We start from the raw sequence: 20327 nt of genomic DNA, 5'->3' as shown, positions 1-20327 counted from the left end.
CACCTCAACCTGCCGATAGGATATCACCATGGGGTTGACGCCCACCTTTGCACTTCAACTGCTGGCTGCCCTTGTAGCCGGTGGTTTCACGACGCTTACCGCTTCACCATTTGAACTATGGTGGTTAGGGCCCATCGCTATCGGCCTTCTTTATGTTGGCCTGCATACATTAAGTCCTGCTCAAGCAGCACTAAAAGGCTGGCTATACGGCGTAGCGCTCTTCGCCAGCGGCACATCTTGGGTATATGTATCCATTCACGATTACGGTTATACCGGCGTTCCCCTGGCAGTATTTCTGACAGCTCTTTTTGTGTCCGTATTAGCACTCTTTTTTGCAGGCACGTTTTGGCTTTATCGACGTTTTTGTAGTCCGCGCTGGGCACTGGCTAGTTTTGCAGGGGCCTGGGTACTGGGGGAAGTGCTTCGCACCTATCTGTTTACCGGCTTTCCGTGGCTGCTGGTTGGCTCCAGCTATGTGGATTCACCGCTGGCCAACTGGGCACCAGTAGGCGGCGTTTACTTGCTCTCCCTGCTGGTAGTGCTCACGGGGACCTTAGGCGCTGAACTGCTGCGGCGCCAATGGTGGGCAGCGCTGCCGTTAGCCGCTATTTGGCTCGTTCCGCTGGCACTGCCCTCACTTTGGACAACGCCAGCAAGCGAGCCCACGCGCGTTGCGCTACTCCAGGGTAATCTGCCACAGCTATTAAAGTGGACCCCCGAAGGCCAGCGCGTAGCAGCAAATACCTATAGCGATTTAACCCGCCGCGTCGCGGATGATGCCGATCTCATTTTGTGGCCCGAAACCGCCTTGCCAATGATCGATAACCAAGCTCGTCCGGTGTTAGAGCGCGTACAAGCCAACTTACCGCCAAGCACCGCGCTACTAACCGGCATTGTCCAACTCGACGAGGACAACCGTTATTTCAATAGTGTGATTGGTGTTGGCAACGTAGAGGGTAGCTACCAAAAAGAGCACCTAGTGCCGTTTGGTGAATACCTGCCGCTTGAAAGCGTGTTACGGGGTGCTATCGATTTCTTTGATCTACCGATGTCGAGTTTTTCTAAGGGTGCCTCTGAACAAACGCCAATGCAGGCCGCCGGGGTGACAATTGGCAACGCTATTTGTTATGAGATTATCTACCCGCAGTTGGTGGCACGCCGTGCAGCAGATAGCGATGTGATTGTGACGGTATCTAATGACACTTGGTTTGGTGCTTCCATTGGCCCCCACCAACACTTGCAAATGGCCCGCCTGCGCGCACTAGAGAATGGCCGTTATGTCGTGCGTGCTACTAGCAACGGCATTACCGCGATTATTAACCCACGTGGCGAGTTGGTAGATAGCGCAGCGCAATTTGAAACCACCTATCTCATTGGCGAATTTTACGCCATGGAAGGAGCAACACCATTTACCCGCACTGGCAGTTGGCCTGCGTGGTTATTCGCTGGCCTGCTACTGTTACCAGGCTTGATACGCAAACACTGACTTAATGGCTAGGTAAGTGCCCCTATCTCCCGCAAAAAGACATTGGCTCGCTAGCGGGAGGTGGGGGAAATTGCCGACTAAGTTACATGAATATAAAATATTGCACTTTAGTTTTTGCTCACTTGTCAGCAAAAGAGTAGCGCAGCAGCCAATGACTTTTTTCCACGACTCTATTTAAAGACTCTTTTCGCCTTTTAGGTAGATAACACCTCCAAAGAGCCCTCTATGAGACTTAAGAAAAAACAAAATACCTTTTCATTACTAAGAATAAAACCATCGTTTTAGTCAAATTTCTCTAATAATTAGTCAAAAATTTTATTCCTTACCACTCATCCTTATAACTCATCCTTGTAAATTTGACCGCCTTTCATAATCATGCGTAAGTTACGTTCTGGGTCGGTTAAAAAATCAAGATCACGACTTGGATCGCCATCAACGACTAAGAGGTCAGCCAGAGCACCCGGCTCAATGCGACCAAGTACACCAGGATAAGGATTACGAGGGCCTGAAAGTGACAACAAATCACCGTTATGCCCCGTTGCCATTGCCAATACGGTTAGCGGATCATAAAAGCGCGTTAACTTTGCCAAATGCCGAAGTTGATTTGGCGTATTCTTAGGGCTAAAGAGAATGTCTGTCCCCCAGGCAGTTTTCACATTAAACCGCTGCGCCATTTCATAGGCGCGAACAGTGCCTTCAGCCACCTGGCGTTGAGACTCTCGGCGAGCAGCGTCAGGATAAACGTTGGCATCTTCATCTTGCAGGAAAGGCTGAAGGCTCCACCACGCCCCCTCTCCAGCCATCATTCTTACCGATTCTTCATCTGCTAATTGTCCATGCTCAATTGACTTAACACCAGCCCGCAGAGCGCGTTGTATGCCGCGGGGCGTATAGACATGCACCATCACATAGGTGCCCCAATCATCGGCAGCCTCAACCGCTGCGCGTAGTTCTCGTTCCGTAAACTGGGTGCTATCTAACGGGTCATAAAGCGAGGCTACTCCACCGCCAGCCATCAACTTGATCTGAGAAGCCCCTAGCATCAGCTGCTCACGCGTGCGTCGAAGCACTTCAGCTTCGCCATCTGCAATTACTGCGACTCCCTGACGTTCTGCTTCACTTAGCGGCGTTGTGCTTCCACGAGGTATATCATGGCGCATTCTAAAATCACCGTGGCCCGATGTTTGAGAAATCATCGCCCCTGCGGGAAATATCCTAGGGCCATTCACAATACCTTCATCAATAGCACGCTTTAGCGCAAACGCCGGTCCCCCAACATCCCTCACCGAAGTAACGCCGCGCATCAGGGTTCGCTCTGCTTCTCTTGCTGCCACCAAGTGCAAATAGCCAATATCAGCGGTCATGGCTTCCATTTGGGAGATGGCCGCTAAAGTGGTGTGCCAATGGGCATCAATCAAACCTGGCATCAATACACGACCGCCGCAATCAATGACATCAATACCGTCCACTTCTCCGCTACTGTCTAGAATAGCGTCGACACGACCATCTTCTACCCTGATTGATACGCCATCACGCAGCGAACCACCGCTGCCATCAAACAGCCTTAAATTGGTTAGCAGTAGCGGTCCATCATGGGCTTTAGGTTGTTGACCAACAGCAAACGGCACACGGAAACCTGCGAAAAGCGCCATCACCGCCGCTGTTCCTCCAATCATTTGGCGGCGGGTTATCTCTGCCATCACTCGTTCATGAAAGCGTTGCAATATCGGCGACCCACAACAGCATGCCCCATGGCTATGATGAGCGTGGGCATCTGTTAGCACTGGTGAAAATAGAGAATGGGCTATAGGGGGCATGGCTAGCGCCTCGGTTAACAAAAAAATTACTTTCTTAAGGCTAAGTTATCTTGCCGCAGGTTAACATAATTTAATATACATCAAATTTACCAGCATACAATTACTTCATAATAGTCTTATAAAAAATACAGCAATAAAAGCTAGCGGGCATAACAACTTTTAGCACTAATCGTTGCTCAACGAACCATTAACGCACTACCAACGCGTATCCACTAATTTTTCTCTGATTATTATCCTTAGCACCTAAACCCTGATTTAACATTTTCAATAAATAACAAATTAGGTTATGCGTTGATGATGATCACGGACTTCTGATTACTCCTTCTGCCTTCGAGCACGGTGTTTATGTAGGTCGCCTATTAGCCTGTTTTTGCTAGGGCAGAAGAGACATTAACGGTAGATATAGAGAAGGTAACCCTATAAAAAAGGGAGTAATGCAAATGGCGGTGATACCCTATTAGATCACTCCTAATAGGACATCACCGCCATTTTCTACTGCTCTAACTGAACGACAAACGTAGCGTCTGATTATCAGACTATCATGCTATGGTGGCACATCATTCCGCGGAGGGAATTTCGCCCAGCACCTCAGGAATCGTCATTTTCACATAGCGCCCGGGCGCGCTTTCAATCACGCTTAGTTCACCTTCTCCCGGCTGACGCGCAGGCACCATTTTTTCCGGTTCTGGATCTGCATAGCCGTTCTCCGTTACCCATGCTTGCCAGTGCGGCCACCAGGAGCCTTCGTTAAAGGTCGAGCCTTCCTGCCACGCTTCATGGGTGTCGGGCAGCGCATCGTTGGTCCAGTAGCCGTATTTATTCTTATGGGGAGGGTTCACAATGCCCGCAATGTGGCCAGAACCACCCAATACAAACGTCACCGGCCCTTTGGGCAACAGCGCGCCATAATACGTACTGTTCCACTTAGCGATATGATCTTCTTTCGTCGAAACGAAGTAGCACGGCGTCGAGATTTTACGAAGATCAATCTTCACCTCGTCCAGTTCGATACCACCGGGTTCTACTAAACGGTTTTCCAGGTACATATGGCGCAAGTACCAAGCATGGGTACCGGCTGGCAGGTTAGTCCCATCAGTATTCCAGTACAGCAAGTCAAACGCGGCGGGCGTTTCGCCTTTCAGATAATTATTGATGTAGAACGACCAGAAGAGATCATTTTCACGCAATAAGTTAAAGGTGTAGGCCATCGAGCGGCCATCTAAATAGCCTTTCATTTCTAGCGTGTTTTCAATTCCCTCAACCACACGTTCGTTAAGGAATACGCCAATATCACCAGGATCGCGAAAGTCCTGCAACGTCGCCATATAGGTAACAGACTTCACTTTTCGACCACGCCGCGTGCTTGTCAGATAAGCGACTGTAGAGGCAGTTAGTGTGCCACCCACACAGTAACTCAACAGGTTGACTGACTTTTCACCACAGGCTTGCTCAATAGCATCCATCGCGCTGATGGGGCCCATTTGCATGTAATCAGCCCACGTGATGTCACGCTGTTCTAGGCCAGGGTTACGCCAGGAAATCAGAAATACCGTATGCCCTTGATCCACCATCCACTTAACCAGCGAATTGTCTTCTCGCAGGTCGAGAATGTAGTACTTATTGATCCATGGGGGCACGATCAACAGTGGGGTTTTAAAGGTTTTTTCCGTGGTAGGGGTGTATTGAATTAACTGAATCAGCTCATTTTCATACACCACGGCACCTGGGGTGACAGCAATGTTATCGCCAACACCAAAGGCACTTCGATCGGTCATGCGTACGTTAATACCTTCGGCAGAGTTCGCCAGGTCTTCTCGCAGACGCGTCAAACCATCCACCAAGTTCTGCCCGCGTGTTTCTAACGTACACCGCATGACCTCAGGGTTAGTCGATACGAAATTAGTAGGCGACATGGCGCTTACTAATTGCCGAGCATAAAACGCTAGGTTGCGTTTCTGTGTCGGGTCTAAACCATCCAGACCTTCAATAAGCTCCTCTACCATCTGCGAAAACAGTAAATATTGCTGCATAATCGCTAAGTAGTAAGGCTCTTGTGTCCAGGCTTCATCTTTAAAGCGGCGGTCGCCTTTTGCAGGCGTTATCAATGGCGTCACTTGCTCGCCAGACATCGCTCGCACACCCTGCTGCCAAAGTAGCCACTGATCTTGCAGTAAGCGGGACTGAGTTTGCCACAGCAGGTTAGGGTTACTCATGAGCGACTGTGCGGCGGCTTCAAAGCTTTCGCGCATATCACTGTAGACGGAGTCAGCAGCTTCGCTGGGTGCTATCCGTGACAGTAAATCCTCAAGCAGGCCTTTGTACTGTTCACCAACATCGCTTAGCTGCACTTTCCATGCTTCAAGCTCTTCTTGAGAAACACCTTGAGACGGCATTTTCCACCCTGACAGCATACTCACTCTCCCCTCACCTGCTTGGCATTCTCTGCCCAGGCACATCATCCAAAAGAACGCGGCGCCTTGGAGGCGCCGCGAACATAGTTGCGTTTAGCTTTTACGTGAAGACTGGCTAGTCGATTTCGCAGGCTGTTCGCTTTTCGTTGCAGAGGTGGCTTGCTCGCTCATTTTCTGCCCAGCTTCGCTGAATAGCTTTTCCATTTCGGATTTGAACTGCAAGCTCATCTCACCCATGACACGGGCATCTTCCTGCATTTGCTGAGAAAGCTCGTTCATCATTTCGGCTTGTTTGGTGCCAAAGTCACGCAGGCTTTCTGCATCGTTAATTTCCGTCGCGCTACGGATGCGCTCGGTGCCCATTTGGCTGTAGCGTTTCATTGCTTCCAGCTGGTACTGGGTCATTTTTTCCATATTGTTGAGCATTAGCGAGTTCATCTTACGCATTGGCTCAAACATTTGGCGAGTTTGGGTACTAAAGGCGTCCATCATTTTATCTTGCATAGTGTCTGCTCCTGTCTCTCGTTCCTTGGCATGAGCCTGGAGTGGCTCATCACTTGGCAAAATTGCTGCACTGCAAAAAGAGTAAACGCTGCAATGCTGCTTTGCAACATTCTTAGCAGCACGCTCAGCAACGCTACACATTTCACATGACAGTTCTACCCTTTAGCGCGAGAACGCGAAGAAGCTGTCGCTTTCGCTTTGGAGCTTCTCGCACTTGATGCGCTTCTACCTGACGCTGCTGGCTTGGCCGGCTCTTGTGACTCGCCTTGATCTGTACCGCCATCCTGTTCGGCACTGCTGCCGGAGGAGCCTGCTTTGCGCAACATGTCCAACATCATTTGTTGATATGTGCCGAAGTTAGCCAACCCTTGGGAAAGACCTTGCTGCATCATCGGCTGCTGCAGGAAAGGACGCATTAGACTCATGGGGTCGTAGCCATCCACCCCAGACTCCATTTGCCGCTGAATATTTTCCAGCAGGCTTTGCTGAAACGCCTCAACATCCGGCAGCCCTAGCGATTGGCGAAACTCATCCGGTGTCAGGTCAAATTCAACGTTGATCTTCATAGGCGACTCCTTAACCATCTTCCTAGAGTGTAGCAGCGTTACGCCAAGCGCACCGTGCTGTTATTGTTGTTCTAAACGCGGCGTATCAACGCTAACGTCTCCATTCTGTCCACGATGACGTAGCCAATGGTCTAGCAGCGTGATTGCCATCATCGCCTCAGCGATAGGCGTCGCGCGGATACCGACACAGGGATCATGGCGGCCTTTCGTTATTACCTCAACTGGCTGACCATGTACATCAATTGAACGCCCAGGCGTGGTAATACTTGACGTTGGTTTCAACGCTAATCGAGCGACAATCGGTTGGCCACTGGAAATTCCGCCCAACACCCCACCTGCGTGATTAGAAAGAAACCCTTCAGGCGTCATCTCGTCACGGTGCTCGCTACCACGCTGAGCAATGCAACCAAATCCAGCCCCGATCTCTATCCCTTTTACCGCATTGATGCTCATCAAACCATGCGCCAAATCAGCATCTAAACGGTCGAAGACTGGCTCGCCTAACCCGACCGGCACACCGTCGGCAATCACGGTAATTTCAGCGCCCACTGAATCTTGATCCCGACGCAACTGATCCATGTAGTCTTCAAGTTCGGCCACTTTGTCCGGGTCAGGGCAAAAGAAGGCATTTTCGCCTACCGCGTTCCAGGTTTTAAATTCGATTTTAATTGGCCCTAACTGGCTCATATAACCACGAATCTGAATCCCTTGCGCAGCCAGTACCTGCTTGGCAATAGCGCCAGCGGCAACACGCATGGCAGTTTCCCGCGCGCTAGAACGACCGCCGCCCCGATAATCGCGGTGCCCATACTTATGATGGTAAGTGTAGTCAGCGTGGGCGGGACGGAATTGATCTTTGATTTTAGAGTAGTCTTTGGAGCGCTGGTCGGTGTTCTCAATCAATAAACCAATCGACGTACCCGTAGTTTTGCCTTCAAAAACGCCAGAAAGAATCCGCACCTGATCTGGCTCTTTACGCTGAGTGGTATGCCGAGAGCTACCTGGACGGCGGCGATCTAGATCGAGCTGCAAGTCTGCTTCACTGATCGGTATGCCGGGCGGGCAACCGTCAACAATAGCGCCCAAAGCAGGGCCGTGGCTCTCACCAAACGTGGTAACGGTAAATAGCTTGCCAAAGGTATTGCCAGACATGGGCGTTAGCTCCTCACGCAAAAGACGCCGCATGGGCGTCGAGTTCAGCGGCGCTCAAGGCAAAAACACCCTGGCCGCCACGCTCGAATTCAAGCCAGATAAAGGGCACTTCAGGGAAAGCAGCCTCCACATGGCGGTCGGAATTGCCAACTTCAACAATCAGCCAGCCCTCGTCGGTTAAGTGCTGGCGTCCCTCACGCAGAATACGTCGCACGATATCCAACCCGTCGTTACCAGCGCCCAATGCCAAGGCAGGCTCATGGCGGAACTCGGCAGGCATGGTGGCTAGATCTCGCGCATCAACATAGGGTGGGTTAGATACGATCAGGTCAAAGCGCTGCCCCTCCAGTCCATCAAACACATCGGATTCGACGGCCCGTACGCGATCACCAACGTCGTGACGCGTAATGTTTTGACGAGCAACTGCCAAGGCATCCTGGCTAATATCCGCCAACGCCACCTCGCAGGTAGGCAATACCAGCGCAGTGGCAATGCCAATGCAGCCAGAACCGGTGCATAAATCTAATACTCGGGCAGGCGGTTCTTCTGGGAACCATGCTGCAAAGCCGTCTTCAATCAGCTCGGCAATGGGCGAGCGCGGAATTAACACGCGCTCGTCAACGCTGAACGGGAATCCTGCAAAAAAAGCTTCGCCCAGCAAGTAAGGCAGCGGGCGGCGAGTCGTCACCCGCTCTCGCGCAAAACGGATAATACGCTCGCGCTCTATTGGCAATAGGCGTGCGTCCAGCACAGCAGGATCGACGTTCCACGGTAGGTGCAGTGCGCCTAAGCAAAGCGCAACAGCCTCGTCCCAGGGCGATTCTGTGCCATGCCCATAGTGCAGCCCCGCCAGATAAAACTCGCTGGACACCCAGCGTAAATAGTCGCGCAGTGTAAAAAGCTCGCTTACTAATGCCGACTCCGGCAACGAAAGCATTGAGTGGGAGGTCTCATCATTGAGATGCGTGGTCACAGCGGCTCCTGGCGTGTAAAAAGTTCATAGAAGGATTGTACCTTTGACGCCGCCTGGTTCACAGCGCGTGGTTCGCAGTGAACGGTTCACAGCCATGGTTTACAGGAACGGTAGGTTCACAGCAACGACAAGCTCGCTATACTGTGCGCTTCTCAATTATGCTTATTTGTTAACACTTCATTTTTCTACTTGAGCCGACCATGACGCGACACCTGCCCAACGACGACGATATCAGTGCCTTTCGCCAAGCGCTGCAGGCAGCAGGCGTGCGCCGTATTGCTAGTAATCAAGCTGACCCCGGCAAGCCTAAGCGTAATGACGAAGCGGCCCAGCAAGCACGTCGACAAGCGGCGGTAGAGAGCAACACGCTGCAAACTAGCGGTCGCACATCCGACGGCCGAGTAGAGGCGGTACGCCCTTCTGAGTATCTGGAGTTTAGCGTGCCCGACCTGCCCTGGCGCACCTTAAGCCAGTTAAAGCGTGGTCAAACCGCTTGGCAAGCGGGGCTGGATTTACACGGCTATACCCTAGAAGAAGCTAGGATTGAGTTGGAAAGTTTTTTACGCGACGCCGCTGCACAAGGCATGCGCTGTGTTCTAGTGGTGCATGGTAAGGCGTGGGGCACCACCTCAGATTTTCCGGTACTTAAAAGCCATACCAATGCGTGGTTAAGAGAGTGGCCCGGCGTCTTGGCGTTCTGTTCCGCCACCGATATCGATGGCGGCACAGGCGCGGTGTATATTCTGCTACGCAAGCGCGGGCAGTAAGCGGCTATTTCACTACGTTTAATCAGCGGTTTACTCGGTGGCATCCGAGGCAATGCCTGGCATTCGGCGCTCCAGCGCTTCATCTGCAAGATGCCGCCCCAGACGAATTAATTCGTTGGCCCGGTGAAACTCGTAAGTACTGCAAACAGTTTTGGGAATTTCGATCAATACATCCGGCGGATAGCCTGCGATTTTATACTTCGCGAGCGCCGCCTGGGTGATATCAAACGACTCTAGAATCATATCGAGCTTGCCCCATTCACGCTTACCACGCAGGTCAACGGTTTCATCAACATCGCTCTCTTCGCCATTGCTGCCTCCCAGCCCATCCCACAGGCGGCGCGTAGTGGCACGCACATCGTCCATCCAACCGCCAATATTAGCATCGCGGTCGCGCTCTAACTCAGTCCGGCTGTCGCTTGCACCTTCACTGGGTAACAACTCCTCTAACGTAATGGGTTGCGGACTGTGTGCCGTCACGTTAACCGCCACCACAAAATCCGCTTCGTGGGCGGCTAATATCGGCATCATCGGCAATGGGTTCAGTAAGCCTCCATCAACGAGCACCTGATCCCCCACATGCACCGGGGTAATGACACCCGGCACGGCAATAGAGGCACGGATTGCCTGGAGTAAAGGGCCATTTTGAAACCACACTTCACGTTGACGAACCAGATCTGTCGCGACGGTCGTCACCGGAATAGGCAGATCTTCGATCAGCATATCGCCGACCAGCTCTTCAAGCTTATTCATGACCTTATTCGCTCGCATGGCGCCCATCGGACTCCAGGTCACATCGACCAGCTTGAGCACGTCTAAGTAATCCAGGTTACACACCCACTCCCGGTATTCAGGCAGCTTTCCAGCGGCATAAATACCAGCAATTAGCGCGCCCATGGAGCAACCCGCAATCGAAATTATCTCGAAGCCGCGCGCTTCCAGTGCTTCAATAACGCCGATATGGGCGTACCCCCTAGCCCCTCCACTTCCCAATACCAGCGCAACTTTATTACCGCCATTCAAGCAGCTGCTTGCCCCAGGTGTTTTAACAACATGCGCTACTTTCTTCATCGTCACCTTCCTAACGCGAGCAATCAGATACCCGCTACGCTTGCTGACTGATTATGCTGGCCACGTGACGAACCGCCTGAGGTTCAAGATGCAGATGATGGCCGCCCGCTAGCACATGGCGCGTTAATTGTGGTACTGCTTGCCGCGCTTTTTCTGCCCAGTCCCGCTCGCCTAAAATACCTCGTTCACCTTCTATCAATAGCACCGGGGCTTGAATCTCCGCCAGTAGTGACAACACTTGCTGGGGCGTAAAGCGCACCAAAGAAGGCTTTAACAAACGGCTATCAGTGCGCATTTGCACATGCCCATCGGCAGTGGCCTGTGTGTTGCGCTCGACAAGTGGCGTGGCGGTGATGCTGTCCAGCGGCGTGACACCTCCGGCTACCCGCGCTGCCACAGCACTCTCAACATCGGGATAACGAGGAGGACGTGAAAGCGGCCGCCTGTAAGCCACTAATCCTTTGCGTAGTTGGCTTGCAGTCTCTTCAGCAGGTGTGTTTAGCGCTCCTAAGCCATCTAACAAAATTAGCTTATCTACCCGCTCGGGTAGCGCTGCCGATACTAGGCAAGCCACGGCTGCCCCCATCGAGTGAGCAAGTAGCGTCGTTTTTTCGATCTCTAATGACTCCATGGTATCCAGCACGTCGTGGGTATAGTCCCATAATGCATAGTCGCTTCCTGTCGGCGCATGAGCTGAGTGCCCGTGACCACGGAAGTCGATCGCCACAATGCGAATATCCAGCGCTTTCACTAACAGCGGTGCCAGCCGGCTAAAGCTCGCCGCGTTGTCTAGCCAACCATGCAGTGCCACCCAAGTAGGCGCAGTGCTACGCCCCCAGCTAAGCGCCGCCAGCCGCCCATTCGCCAGGGAAAGCGGCTGCGCAGCGGTACCGACGTGGGTCGATTCATTCATAAGCAGGATCTCTTTAAAGCCGGATAACCAAGCAATGTCATCTACGTCAGATGACGCTCTAGGGCGTAAACGTTACCATGCTAAGCGCAGCACATCTGTCGCTTTATGCGGATAACGCTTGCGTGCTGCGACTACTTCGAAATGCTCTTAACGATGATGACCAACAGGAAAATGACCATGAAACCACGTCGTGACACCCGTGCTCGCAATCTTGTGTTCTTGATTACCGTGATAAGCGCGTTGGTGGTTGGTCTATGGCTTGCCCGCTGAGCCAATAGCACCCGCTGAGCCAGTAGGCCCCAGCGTTGAGCGTCGCTTGCAATTTTCTCCCTATGAATAAATACTGCTCACAAATACTGGCTATAAAAACAGTACTTAAGTACATTATTTATTCATGAGGATGCCGACGATGCCGTCTCAAACCGCCTCTTTAAAAACAACTACGCTTGAAACAAGCACATTTACAACAACGATGGTTTCAACAGCCCTGCCGTTAACCTCTCAGCCGTTGCCATTTCCAACGTTATACGGTCGTGCTGGGTTTAGCGGCTTCCCTTCACCTGCTCAAGATTACGAACCACGCACACTAGATCTCAATGAGCGGTTGATTAAACACCCCAACCACACGTTTTATCTCACCGCCGCAGGCGACAGCATGGAAGGCTGGGGGATATTCGAAGGTGATTTACTGGTGGTAGATCGCAGCATACCGCCCCGTTTAGGGCATATCCTGGTCGCCATGTTTGAAGAGGAAGTACTGATAAAGCGTTATGCGCTCTATCAAGGCACGCCACACCTTTGCTCGGCTCATCCCCACTATCCACCGCTGCCGTTAGAAGAGACAAATTGCCAGCTATGGGGTGTGGTGCGCGCCGTGGTGCATGAGTATTTGCCATGATTGGCCTTGTTGATGCCAATAATTTTTATGTTTCCTGCGAGCGTGTTTTTAACCCCGCGCTTGAAGGTAAACCCGTTGGCGTGATGTCGAATAACGATGGCTGTGTAATTGCCCGCTCGGCTGAAATGAAAGCGTTAGAAATCCCCATGGGCACTCCTTCTTTCCAACTGGAAGGTTTGCATCGGCGGGGAGAGATTCATTTATTATCATCTAACTACGAGCTGTATGGCGACATGTCCGCACGACTCGCCCAACTGCTGCGAGATGCCTGCCCAGACGTCGCACCTTACTCTATTGATGAAATGTTTATTTACCTGGATGGCTTCAGCGACGCTCAATGTCAAACGCTTGGGGACGTTGTGCGCCGCCGTATTCGCCGCTATTTAGGGTTGCCCGTATGCGTAGGGCTGGCACCTACTCATACGTTAGCCAAGCTCGCGAATCACGTTGCCAAAAAGCAGTCTCACTACCAAGGCGTCTGCCTACTCACCGCCAACAGCCCGACCACTATGGGGCTGCTTAAACAGCTGCCGGTGAATGCCGTATGGGGCGTCGGTAGGTGCCTAGCAGAACGGCTTGCGGTGAGTGGTATTCGCACGGCGTGGCAGTTGCGGGAGTGCGACCCAAAGCAACTTCGCAAACGATTTTCAGTAGTGCTTGCACGTACAGCACTTGAGCTACGTGGTACCTCCTGCTTGGAAATGAACGCACTAGAAGAGCCGCGTCAGCGTATTATGACGTCGCGCTCTTTTGGTCAAGCCACCGGCGTAAAAGTGGAATTGCACGCAGCGCTGCGGCGCCATGCCCAGCGTAGTGCCGAAAAACTGCGCCAACAGAAAAGCCTTACCCGCGCCGTGTTGTTGTTTCTAAACACCAACCGCCATCGTAAAGACCAGCCTCAACTTTCGCCTAGCGCGATGATTCCCCTGGCATCGCCAAGCGACGATACCCGCATCATTTTAGAAGCCGTGCGCGAAGGGCTTGAACAGATGTATCGGCCAGGTTTTCAGTTTATGAAAGCCGGCGTCATGCTATTGGACTTAGTGGATGCGCAGCAGTATCAGCTTTCACTATTGCAGCCCTTAACCAAGGCGCATCCGCACTTGATGAACACCATTGACGCCATCAATCAGCGCATGGGGCAAGGCACCATTCGTTTTGGAATGACAGAGGCGGAAGCGCCGTGGCAGCTACGCTGTGCACACCGCTCTGACCGTTACACCACCTGCTGGGACGAACTCATGGAGGCAGGCACTCACCCTGGCGCCATTGCGGCCGCCAGGGTGAAGCGTGAACAACAGCGGCTAGCGCGAGCGCAGCGCTTGGCGCAGCCGCGGGCTTAGGGTCTCCCCCGCTGCGACCATGACCACCAAAACTGCTAGCAGCCACGGCCAATGCACCGCGAACGAAACTTGGTAAAGCCCCAAGGCATCAGCAAAGATAACCAAAATACCCAACGGACTAACGTAGCGCACCATGGTCAGCCATAGCGCATAAGGCAACGGTGCAAGGCCTAGTTCATCGCGGAATGTCTCACTTTTCAGCACAAACCCCGCCAGCACGACCGTACCCAATCCCCCCAGCGGCATCATCCAGCGCGAGGTCAAATAATCCAACCAATCAAAGAAGTTTTTGCCCGCAAGTGCCCAATCAGCGCCCAGGTTAAACGATAGCATCGCCAGCGTGCTGATCAGCCATAGCACGATGCCCGTCGCCCAAGAGGCAGACTTACGGGTCATGCCTTTGTTATCGCATAACCACGACACCGTCGCTTCCACCATCGAAATAGACGAGGTCAGCGCTGCCATTGAGAGCATCAAGAAAAACAGAATGCCAAATAGCGTGCCCATTGGCATCGCCTGGAAGGCCAACGGTAAGCTCATAAAGATAAGCCCCGGCCCTTCACCAGGATTCATACCGTTAGCAAAAATGACTGGGAAGATCGCCAACCCCGCCATTAATGCAACCACGGTATCAGCAATCGCCACGCTTACCGTGGTACGCCCAATGGATGCACCTTTGGGCAAGTAGCTACCGTAGGTAAGAATCGCACCGGATGCCAACGACAACGTGAAAAAGGCGTGGCCCAACGCCGCTAGCATCCCTTCGCTCGAGAGGCTGCCTGCGTTGAACGAGAACAAGAAGCTCACGGCCTCGCCAAACCCACCGGAAAACACCCCGAAGATAATCAGCAGAACGAGCATGAGCACCAGCCCGGGCATCATCCAACTGACATTTTTCTCAATACCTTCCTGAACGCCTTTGCCCACAATTACCATGGTCAGCACTGCTACCAGTGTGCTCCAACCGCCCAGGATGAACGGGTTCGCGTTATTCGCGCTAAATACGGCGGCCATATCGTCAACGCTGCTGCCAGCCAATCCGCCGGTGAGCATTTTCCATAAATAAGAGAACGACCAGCCCGCTACCACGACATAAAACGACAGAATCATAAAGCCGCAGAGCATGGCCATCCAACCAATCAACGACCAGGCAGAGGAGCGGCCAGACTCATTGACGACGCGCCGTATCGCATCAATCGGGCTGCCGCGCCCACGGCGACCAAAGGCAATCTCGGTCATCATCACCGGTACGCCGACGGCTAAAATGCACGCCAAATACACCAGCACAAAGGCTCCGCCGCCATACTCCCCGGTGATATAGGGAAATTTCCAAATATTGCCCAGCCCCACCGCCGAACCGGTGGCTGCCAGCATAAAGCCCCAGCGGCCCAGCCACTGAATGCGAGGTTGCCCAGAAGACGCCATGACCTTCCACCTTGTCAGAAAAAAGCGCCTATCCTAGAGGATTTTATAACCAAAGCCCAAAATTCTTGTCTCACTAGGCGAACCAGCCATGCGCATCTGAATCAAGAATCTGGCAGACTAGTTAGCGATAAACACCACCCAATGGAGAGAGCTTAATATGAGCGACAGCGCCAAACCCTGGACGCAGCCTATGCCCGATGCGCAGTTCAACATCATGCGCGACATTCTTGCCGCCCCCAGCCCGGTAGGTCTGGAAGGCGCCATGACTTACGGCGTACTGAAGCCTTACTTTGAAAGCTTCGCGCCAACCAGCTGGCATCTGCATCAGTTTAAAGGCAATGCTGGCGTAGTGCTGGATACCCACCCAGGTCGCGATGACATGTTCAAAGTCATGATCATCGGCCACGCGGACAAAATCCGCATGCAGGTTCGCTCAATTGGCGAAGACGGCAAGATCTGGATCAACACTGACTCTTTCTTGCCGACTGTACTTATCGGCCATGAAGTGAAGCTGTTCAGCGAAGATCCTGACGCCCCCGGCAGCTACCGCTGCATCCAAGGTGGCACAGTAGAAGCCCTAGGCGCTATTCACTTTTCTGATCCTGCACAACGCGATGGCAGCAAAGGCATCAAAAAAGAGCAGATCTACCTGGACCTGCAAATCCACGGCGAAAATAAAAAGCAGCAAGTGCTGAATCTAGGCGTTCGCCCGGGTGATTCCATTATTTTCGACCGCCCTATTCGCCCTGGTTTTAGCCCGAACACCTTCTACGGGGCTTACCTGGATAATGGCTTGGGCTGCTTTGTTACTGCAGAAGTGGCGAAGCTAATCGCGGAGGCTGGCGGCACCGAAAACGTACGCGTGCTGTTTGCCATTGCCAGCTACGAAGAAATTGGCCGTTTCGGCAGCCGCGTGTTGGCTGGCGAATTAAAACCAGACGCACTCATTGGCGTAGACGTTAACCACGACTACGTAGCTGCTCCTGGTATTGGCGACAAACGCATGCAGCCGCTAGAGATGGGCAAAGGCTTCACCATGGCGGTAGGTTCTATTGCCAGCGAACAGCTCAACCGCATTATCGCCAGCGCCGCCAAAGAGCAGGATATTCCCCTGCAGCGAGACATCGTTGGTGTGGATACGGGAACTGACGGCATGGCTGGCGTGCTGGCCTCTATTGATAGCGCAGCTACCTCAATCGGCTTTCCGATCCGCAACATGCACACTATTTCCGAAACCGGCAACACCCAGGATGTGCTCGCGGCCATTCACGCGCTGACCCACACCTTAAAAGCACTGGATGCCCTACCCGATCTTCAGCGGGAATTCCTGGACAACCATCCACGGCTTGACCAGGCCAGCCCGCTTAGCCATCAAGGTAGCGACAAGCCTGACAGTGACAAGTCTGATAAAGATGAAGACAAAAAAGCCTCAAAGCCCAAAAAAGCGAAGAAGTAGCAAAGAGCTACTGTAGCCAGACACTAGCGTAAAAAAACCCCGGCCATTCCTGGCCGGGGTAGTAGTATTTCCTCCGTAATCCTTCTTCACGAACATCCTGTCCGTGCATCCTTGGTTTAACAAGCTTTCCTGCTTGGTCGTGCTCCCTCACACCGTTCCCTGTGTTGTTACTCACCATGAACCTCATATATGTCAAAAACATTAACCTGGGATATCAAAACATGCGTTTTTTTAATTTTTTTACTACCAGCTCATAAATAGATAGCTGCTTATATAAATGGCGAACTAGCCGTTTGCTGTTTATACTTTTTAAGCATCGTCACGGATGCATTTCTACACGGACGTTACCACGACTGAACCCATTAACCCCCTTGCGTTAGGAGGTCAGCGTGAGACATATCATGATCAGCCCGACTGTATACGGCGTGGATATTATTTGCCGTCATTGCGGCAACGCGGAATCCTCGACAACATCGTACCTAAAACGATTTCGCCTTGAAGGCACTGGCAAAGACAGCGCGACACTACGCTGTATGAATTGCCAAACGGCGGTATCCACACCAATGAGCAAACTCAGCGCACTGTTTTATCATCACGCTTGTTAGTCAACAGTGCCGTTTGCCCATAAAAAAACCCCGGCCATCGCACTGGCCGGGGTTTTATCAGGTCCTCCTTGATCTTCCTTCACGAACATCCTGTTCATGCGTCCTTGTGCATCACAAGCACTCCCTGCTTGCACTTCCCTGTAGCGCTATCCCTGCGCTATGTGCACACAGTGCGCCCTATAGCCGTTGAGTTATCTAACCTAAGCTATGAAACAGAAAATAGTTTCAATTCATGAACCACACAGGCCTCTAGAGAGCTTGCAGTCGCTTGAATCAAAAACATACAATCACGCACGTTTGAATAATTAAAAGGACACCCCGTGACAACTTTCGTTTCTCGCGCTACTCAAAGCGCTTCTAAATATAAGTATTTTACCCCCTGGTTAGCGGCTGCTTTTAGCATCGCATTAACCGCTCCTGCGTTGGGAGACAGCTGGGAAGGCAGTATCGGCGCAGGCGTGACCTACTCACCTGACTACCTAGGCAGCGACGACTATGACACACGAGCATGGCCTGTCCTTAACCTGGCATACGGCGATCAGCTCTCGATCAACGTGCGCAACGGTATTGAGTGGCACGCTGTCCGTAACGGTAACTGGACCGCTTCCCCGTTCATTGGCTACACCTTTGGGCGAGACAATAAGGGCGATATCCGCCAGTTTGAAAAAGTCGATGGCGGGGCAACGCTAGGTCTGCGGGTTAGCTATCAGCAAGGGTTCTGGCGTTATAGCGTTGCAGGCAGTACGCCGGTGAGCGGCGACGTTGAAGGCGCAAAATTTTCAGCCAACGCCGCCCTGCGTATGCCTGTTAGCGAACGCACTCTCTTCACGCTAACACCCAGCGTTACGTATTCAAATGAGAAGTGGACCGAATCGCTATTTGGTGTGTCGGTTCAAGATAGCGCGCGCAGCGGTGTAGCAGCCTATACCCCAGACGGCGGTTACTGGCGAATGGGGGTGAATGCTAGCCTCAGCTACTTCCTGACACCTGAATGGACAGCCACTGGCTTCGTCGGCGCAACCCACCTTACTGGCAGCGCGGCCGACAGCCCAATCGTTGATGAGTTAGGCAGCGATTGGCAAGCCCTCACCGGAGTATCGTTAAGCTATCGATTTTAAAATCAGTCGTTTTTAAAATCAGTCGTTTTAAAGTCGGTCGTTTCTAAAATCGATCGCCTTTGACACGGGCAGTTGGCCATGCCTTTATAATATAAGTATTTTGTGTATCATTTTATAACTTAAGAGCAAACAATGGGAAATAGCGCCAACCGACTAGGGAAGGTCTTAAGCCTTAACCGCCTTTCAGGTGCGGGGTTAGTGCTAGCAACGCTATTTTTTGCCTTTTCATTAACTCCCAGCCTTGTTCCTCGACCGCTGGTGGCCCAAGGCATTGTTTCCGGGCTGAGCTTTGCAGCGGGGTACGCGATGGGCGTGGTAGGCCACACACTTTGGCGCTACCTGCACTTGCCAGAACCCAACCCTACATTGGAACGCTACCTGAAATGGCTAGCGGCGCTGGTCTGTTTAAGCATCTCGATTATTTTTCTTTGGCGTGCTGCCGAGTGGCAGGACAGCATTCGCCAGTTAATGGACATGCCCCCCGCTAAAGGCACCCGCCCGCTCTCTATAGCGCTCATTGCACTGGGTGTCTTTGTGTTTCTTCGCATACTTGGCCTGCTGTTCAAACGCACTTTCAAGCTGCTTTCTCTTAAATTAACCCACATACTCCCCCGCCGCACCGCCTATGTGCTAGGCACAATCGCTTCCGTCGCACTATTTTGGATGGTCATTGAAGGCGTGGTCTTTACCTACGCATTGAAAGTGGCTGACCGCTCCTATCAAGAAGTGGATGAGTTAATCCAGGATGACCTCGACCCACCTGACGACCCTATGATACCAGGCAGCGCCGACTCATTGATTAGCTGGGAAGCGCTGGGTAGCCGAGGTAGGCGTTTTGTGACCAATGGCCCAAACGGTGCTGAAATTGGTGAGTTTCTCGGCAAAAAATCCCTAGACCCGATCCGTGTCTATGTAGGCCTCAATGCTGCCGACACACCCACTGGCCGAGCCCAACTTGCCCTTGAAGAGCTGATTCGCGTAGGCGGTTTTGAACGTTCTATGCTGGTGCTAGCCACACCCACCGGGCGCGGCTGGATTGATCCCAGCTCCCAAGACCCCGTGGAATATCTTCACCGAGGCGACATTGCGACAGTAGCAGCGCAATATTCTTACCTTCCTAGCCATCTATCGCTTATATCTGAAGCAGAATACGGCGTTGAAAATGCCCGCGCACTGTTCACCACCATCTACAATTACTGGTCTGCGATGCCCCGCGATCAGCGCCCCAAACTATATCTATTCGGGCTAAGTTTGGGCGCACTTAATTCAGACCTCTCCTTCGATTTATACGACATTATTAATGACCCCTTCCATGGCGCACTGTGGAGTGGTCCACCCTTTCGCAGCGATACATGGCGCAATGTGACGGCCAACCGCGCCCCAGGTAGCCACGCTTGGTTACCCACGTTCCGTAATGGCGACGTGGTGCGCTTTATGAACCAATACCAAGGATTGGATGAAACCACAGGCGAATGGGGAGATTTCCGTATTGCCTATCTACAGTACGCCAGCGACCCCATTGTGTTTTTTGAACCAGAAGCTTTCTGGCGAGAACCCGAGTGGATGCGAGAGCCACGCGCCCCCGATGTGTCTCCGCAATTGCGCTGGTACCCAGTCGTGACCATGCTGCAATTGCTCGCCGACTTAGCCGCCGGCAGCGCCCCGCCAGGCTTTGGGCATGAAATTGCGGCTGAACACTATATTGATGCCTGGGTAGCACTTTCTGAACCACCCGATTGGGATGAACAGGCGCTCCAACGCCTACGTGATCGCTTTGCTCGACGCCAATAGGCGTAAAGACACGTACTCCTACTTTTTATAA

At 52.4% G+C, this 20327-nt stretch carries 16 protein-coding genes; 7 read left to right on the top strand and 9 right to left on the bottom strand.

Annotated elements, in window-relative coordinates; all coding sequences use genetic code 11:
* Nucleotides 1–28 precede the first annotated feature (28 nt).
* The gene (lnt, locus tag B6A39_RS05680; RefSeq protein WP_083002349.1) at nt 29–1486 is read left to right on the top strand and encodes an apolipoprotein N-acyltransferase; all 1458 of its coding nucleotides are present in this window, start codon (nt 29–31) and stop codon (nt 1484–1486) included.
* Between the two features lie 335 nt (nt 1487–1821).
* On the opposite strand, the gene B6A39_RS05675 is transcribed toward lnt, so the two are convergent.
* From B6A39_RS05675 to prmB, 6 genes are all read right to left on the bottom strand, one after another.
* Nucleotides 1822–3186, bottom strand: coding sequence for a metal-dependent hydrolase family protein (locus B6A39_RS05675; RefSeq protein ID WP_156886204.1), 1365 nt, complete (start codon nt 3184–3186; stop codon nt 1822–1824).
* Nucleotides 3187–3860: 674 nt separating this feature from the next.
* The gene (phaC, locus tag B6A39_RS05670) at nt 3861–5714 is read right to left on the bottom strand and encodes a class I poly(R)-hydroxyalkanoic acid synthase (RefSeq protein ID WP_083002346.1); all 1854 of its coding nucleotides are present in this window, start codon (nt 5712–5714) and stop codon (nt 3861–3863) included.
* 93 nt (nt 5715–5807) lie between these two features.
* Nucleotides 5808–6218 (bottom strand): phasin family protein, encoded by a 411-nt coding sequence (locus tag B6A39_RS05665; RefSeq protein ID WP_083002343.1) that lies wholly within the window; start codon nt 6216–6218, stop codon nt 5808–5810.
* 155 nt (nt 6219–6373) lie between these two features.
* Nucleotides 6374–6784, bottom strand: coding sequence for a hypothetical protein (locus tag B6A39_RS05660; protein WP_083002340.1), 411 nt, complete (start codon nt 6782–6784; stop codon nt 6374–6376).
* A 60-nt stretch (nt 6785–6844) separates the two neighbouring features.
* Nucleotides 6845–7936, bottom strand: a complete 1092-nt coding sequence (gene aroC, locus B6A39_RS05655) for a chorismate synthase (protein WP_083002336.1) — start codon at nt 7934–7936, stop codon at nt 6845–6847.
* A gap of 13 nt (nt 7937–7949) precedes the next feature.
* Nucleotides 7950–8909 (bottom strand): 50S ribosomal protein L3 N(5)-glutamine methyltransferase, encoded by a 960-nt coding sequence (gene prmB, locus B6A39_RS05650; RefSeq protein ID WP_083002332.1) that lies wholly within the window; start codon nt 8907–8909, stop codon nt 7950–7952.
* Between the two features lie 200 nt (nt 8910–9109).
* Between prmB and B6A39_RS05645 the strand changes: the two genes are divergently transcribed.
* Entirely contained in the window at nt 9110–9676 is a 567-nt protein-coding gene (locus B6A39_RS05645) for a Smr/MutS family protein (protein ID WP_038482648.1), read from the top strand.
* A 30-nt stretch (nt 9677–9706) separates the two neighbouring features.
* On the opposite strand, the gene B6A39_RS05640 is transcribed toward B6A39_RS05645, so the two are convergent.
* Both B6A39_RS05640 and B6A39_RS05635 read right to left on the bottom strand, forming a co-directional pair.
* Nucleotides 9707–10747 (bottom strand): patatin-like phospholipase family protein, encoded by a 1041-nt coding sequence (locus tag B6A39_RS05640; protein WP_083002327.1) that lies wholly within the window; start codon nt 10745–10747, stop codon nt 9707–9709.
* 34 nt (nt 10748–10781) lie between these two features.
* The gene (locus tag B6A39_RS05635) at nt 10782–11660 is read right to left on the bottom strand and encodes an alpha/beta fold hydrolase (RefSeq protein WP_083002323.1); all 879 of its coding nucleotides are present in this window, start codon (nt 11658–11660) and stop codon (nt 10782–10784) included.
* Nucleotides 11661–12069: 409 nt separating this feature from the next.
* On the opposite strand from B6A39_RS05635, the gene B6A39_RS05630 reads away from it, so the two are divergent.
* Together B6A39_RS05630 and B6A39_RS05625 are read left to right on the top strand one after the other, a co-directional pair.
* A complete protein-coding gene (locus B6A39_RS05630; RefSeq protein ID WP_083002319.1) occupies nt 12070–12558 on the top strand; it encodes a LexA family protein in 489 nt (162 codons plus the stop codon).
* Nucleotides 12555–13901: a Y-family DNA polymerase gene (locus B6A39_RS05625; protein ID WP_083002316.1), complete on the top strand. Its 1347-nt coding sequence runs from the start codon at nt 12555–12557 to the stop codon at nt 13899–13901. Before B6A39_RS05630 ends, B6A39_RS05625 begins: the two co-directional genes overlap by 4 nt.
* Here B6A39_RS05625 and B6A39_RS05620 read toward each other — a convergent pair.
* Nucleotides 13863–15326 carry a sodium-dependent transporter gene (locus B6A39_RS05620; protein WP_083002313.1) on the bottom strand — a complete coding sequence of 488 codons (1464 nt, stop codon included), beginning with the start codon at nt 15324–15326 and terminating at the stop codon, nt 13863–13865. The two genes, B6A39_RS05625 and B6A39_RS05620, sit on opposite strands and share 39 nt — an antisense overlap.
* Nucleotides 15327–15483: 157 nt before the next feature.
* On the opposite strand from B6A39_RS05620, the gene B6A39_RS05615 reads away from it, so the two are divergent.
* The 3 genes from B6A39_RS05615 to B6A39_RS05605 all read left to right on the top strand — a co-directional run bounded on the left by B6A39_RS05615 (nt 15484) and on the right by B6A39_RS05605 (nt 20296).
* The gene (locus B6A39_RS05615; protein WP_083002310.1) at nt 15484–16782 is read left to right on the top strand and encodes a M20/M25/M40 family metallo-hydrolase; all 1299 of its coding nucleotides are present in this window, start codon (nt 15484–15486) and stop codon (nt 16780–16782) included.
* A gap of 925 nt (nt 16783–17707) precedes the next feature.
* Complete coding sequence (locus B6A39_RS05610) at nt 17708–18505, top strand: MipA/OmpV family protein (protein WP_083002306.1); 798 nt, start codon at nt 17708–17710, stop codon at nt 18503–18505.
* A 132-nt stretch (nt 18506–18637) separates the two neighbouring features.
* Nucleotides 18638–20296, top strand: a complete 1659-nt coding sequence (locus tag B6A39_RS05605) for an alpha/beta hydrolase (protein WP_083002301.1) — start codon at nt 18638–18640, stop codon at nt 20294–20296.
* Nucleotides 20297–20327 lie beyond the last annotated feature (31 nt).

This window comes from Halomonas sp. GT (genome assembly GCF_002082565.1).
Classification (GTDB): domain Bacteria; phylum Pseudomonadota; class Gammaproteobacteria; order Pseudomonadales; family Halomonadaceae; genus Vreelandella.
Note: the sequence above shows the minus strand (reverse complement) of the source record. Positions and strands in the feature narration are given on the sequence as shown.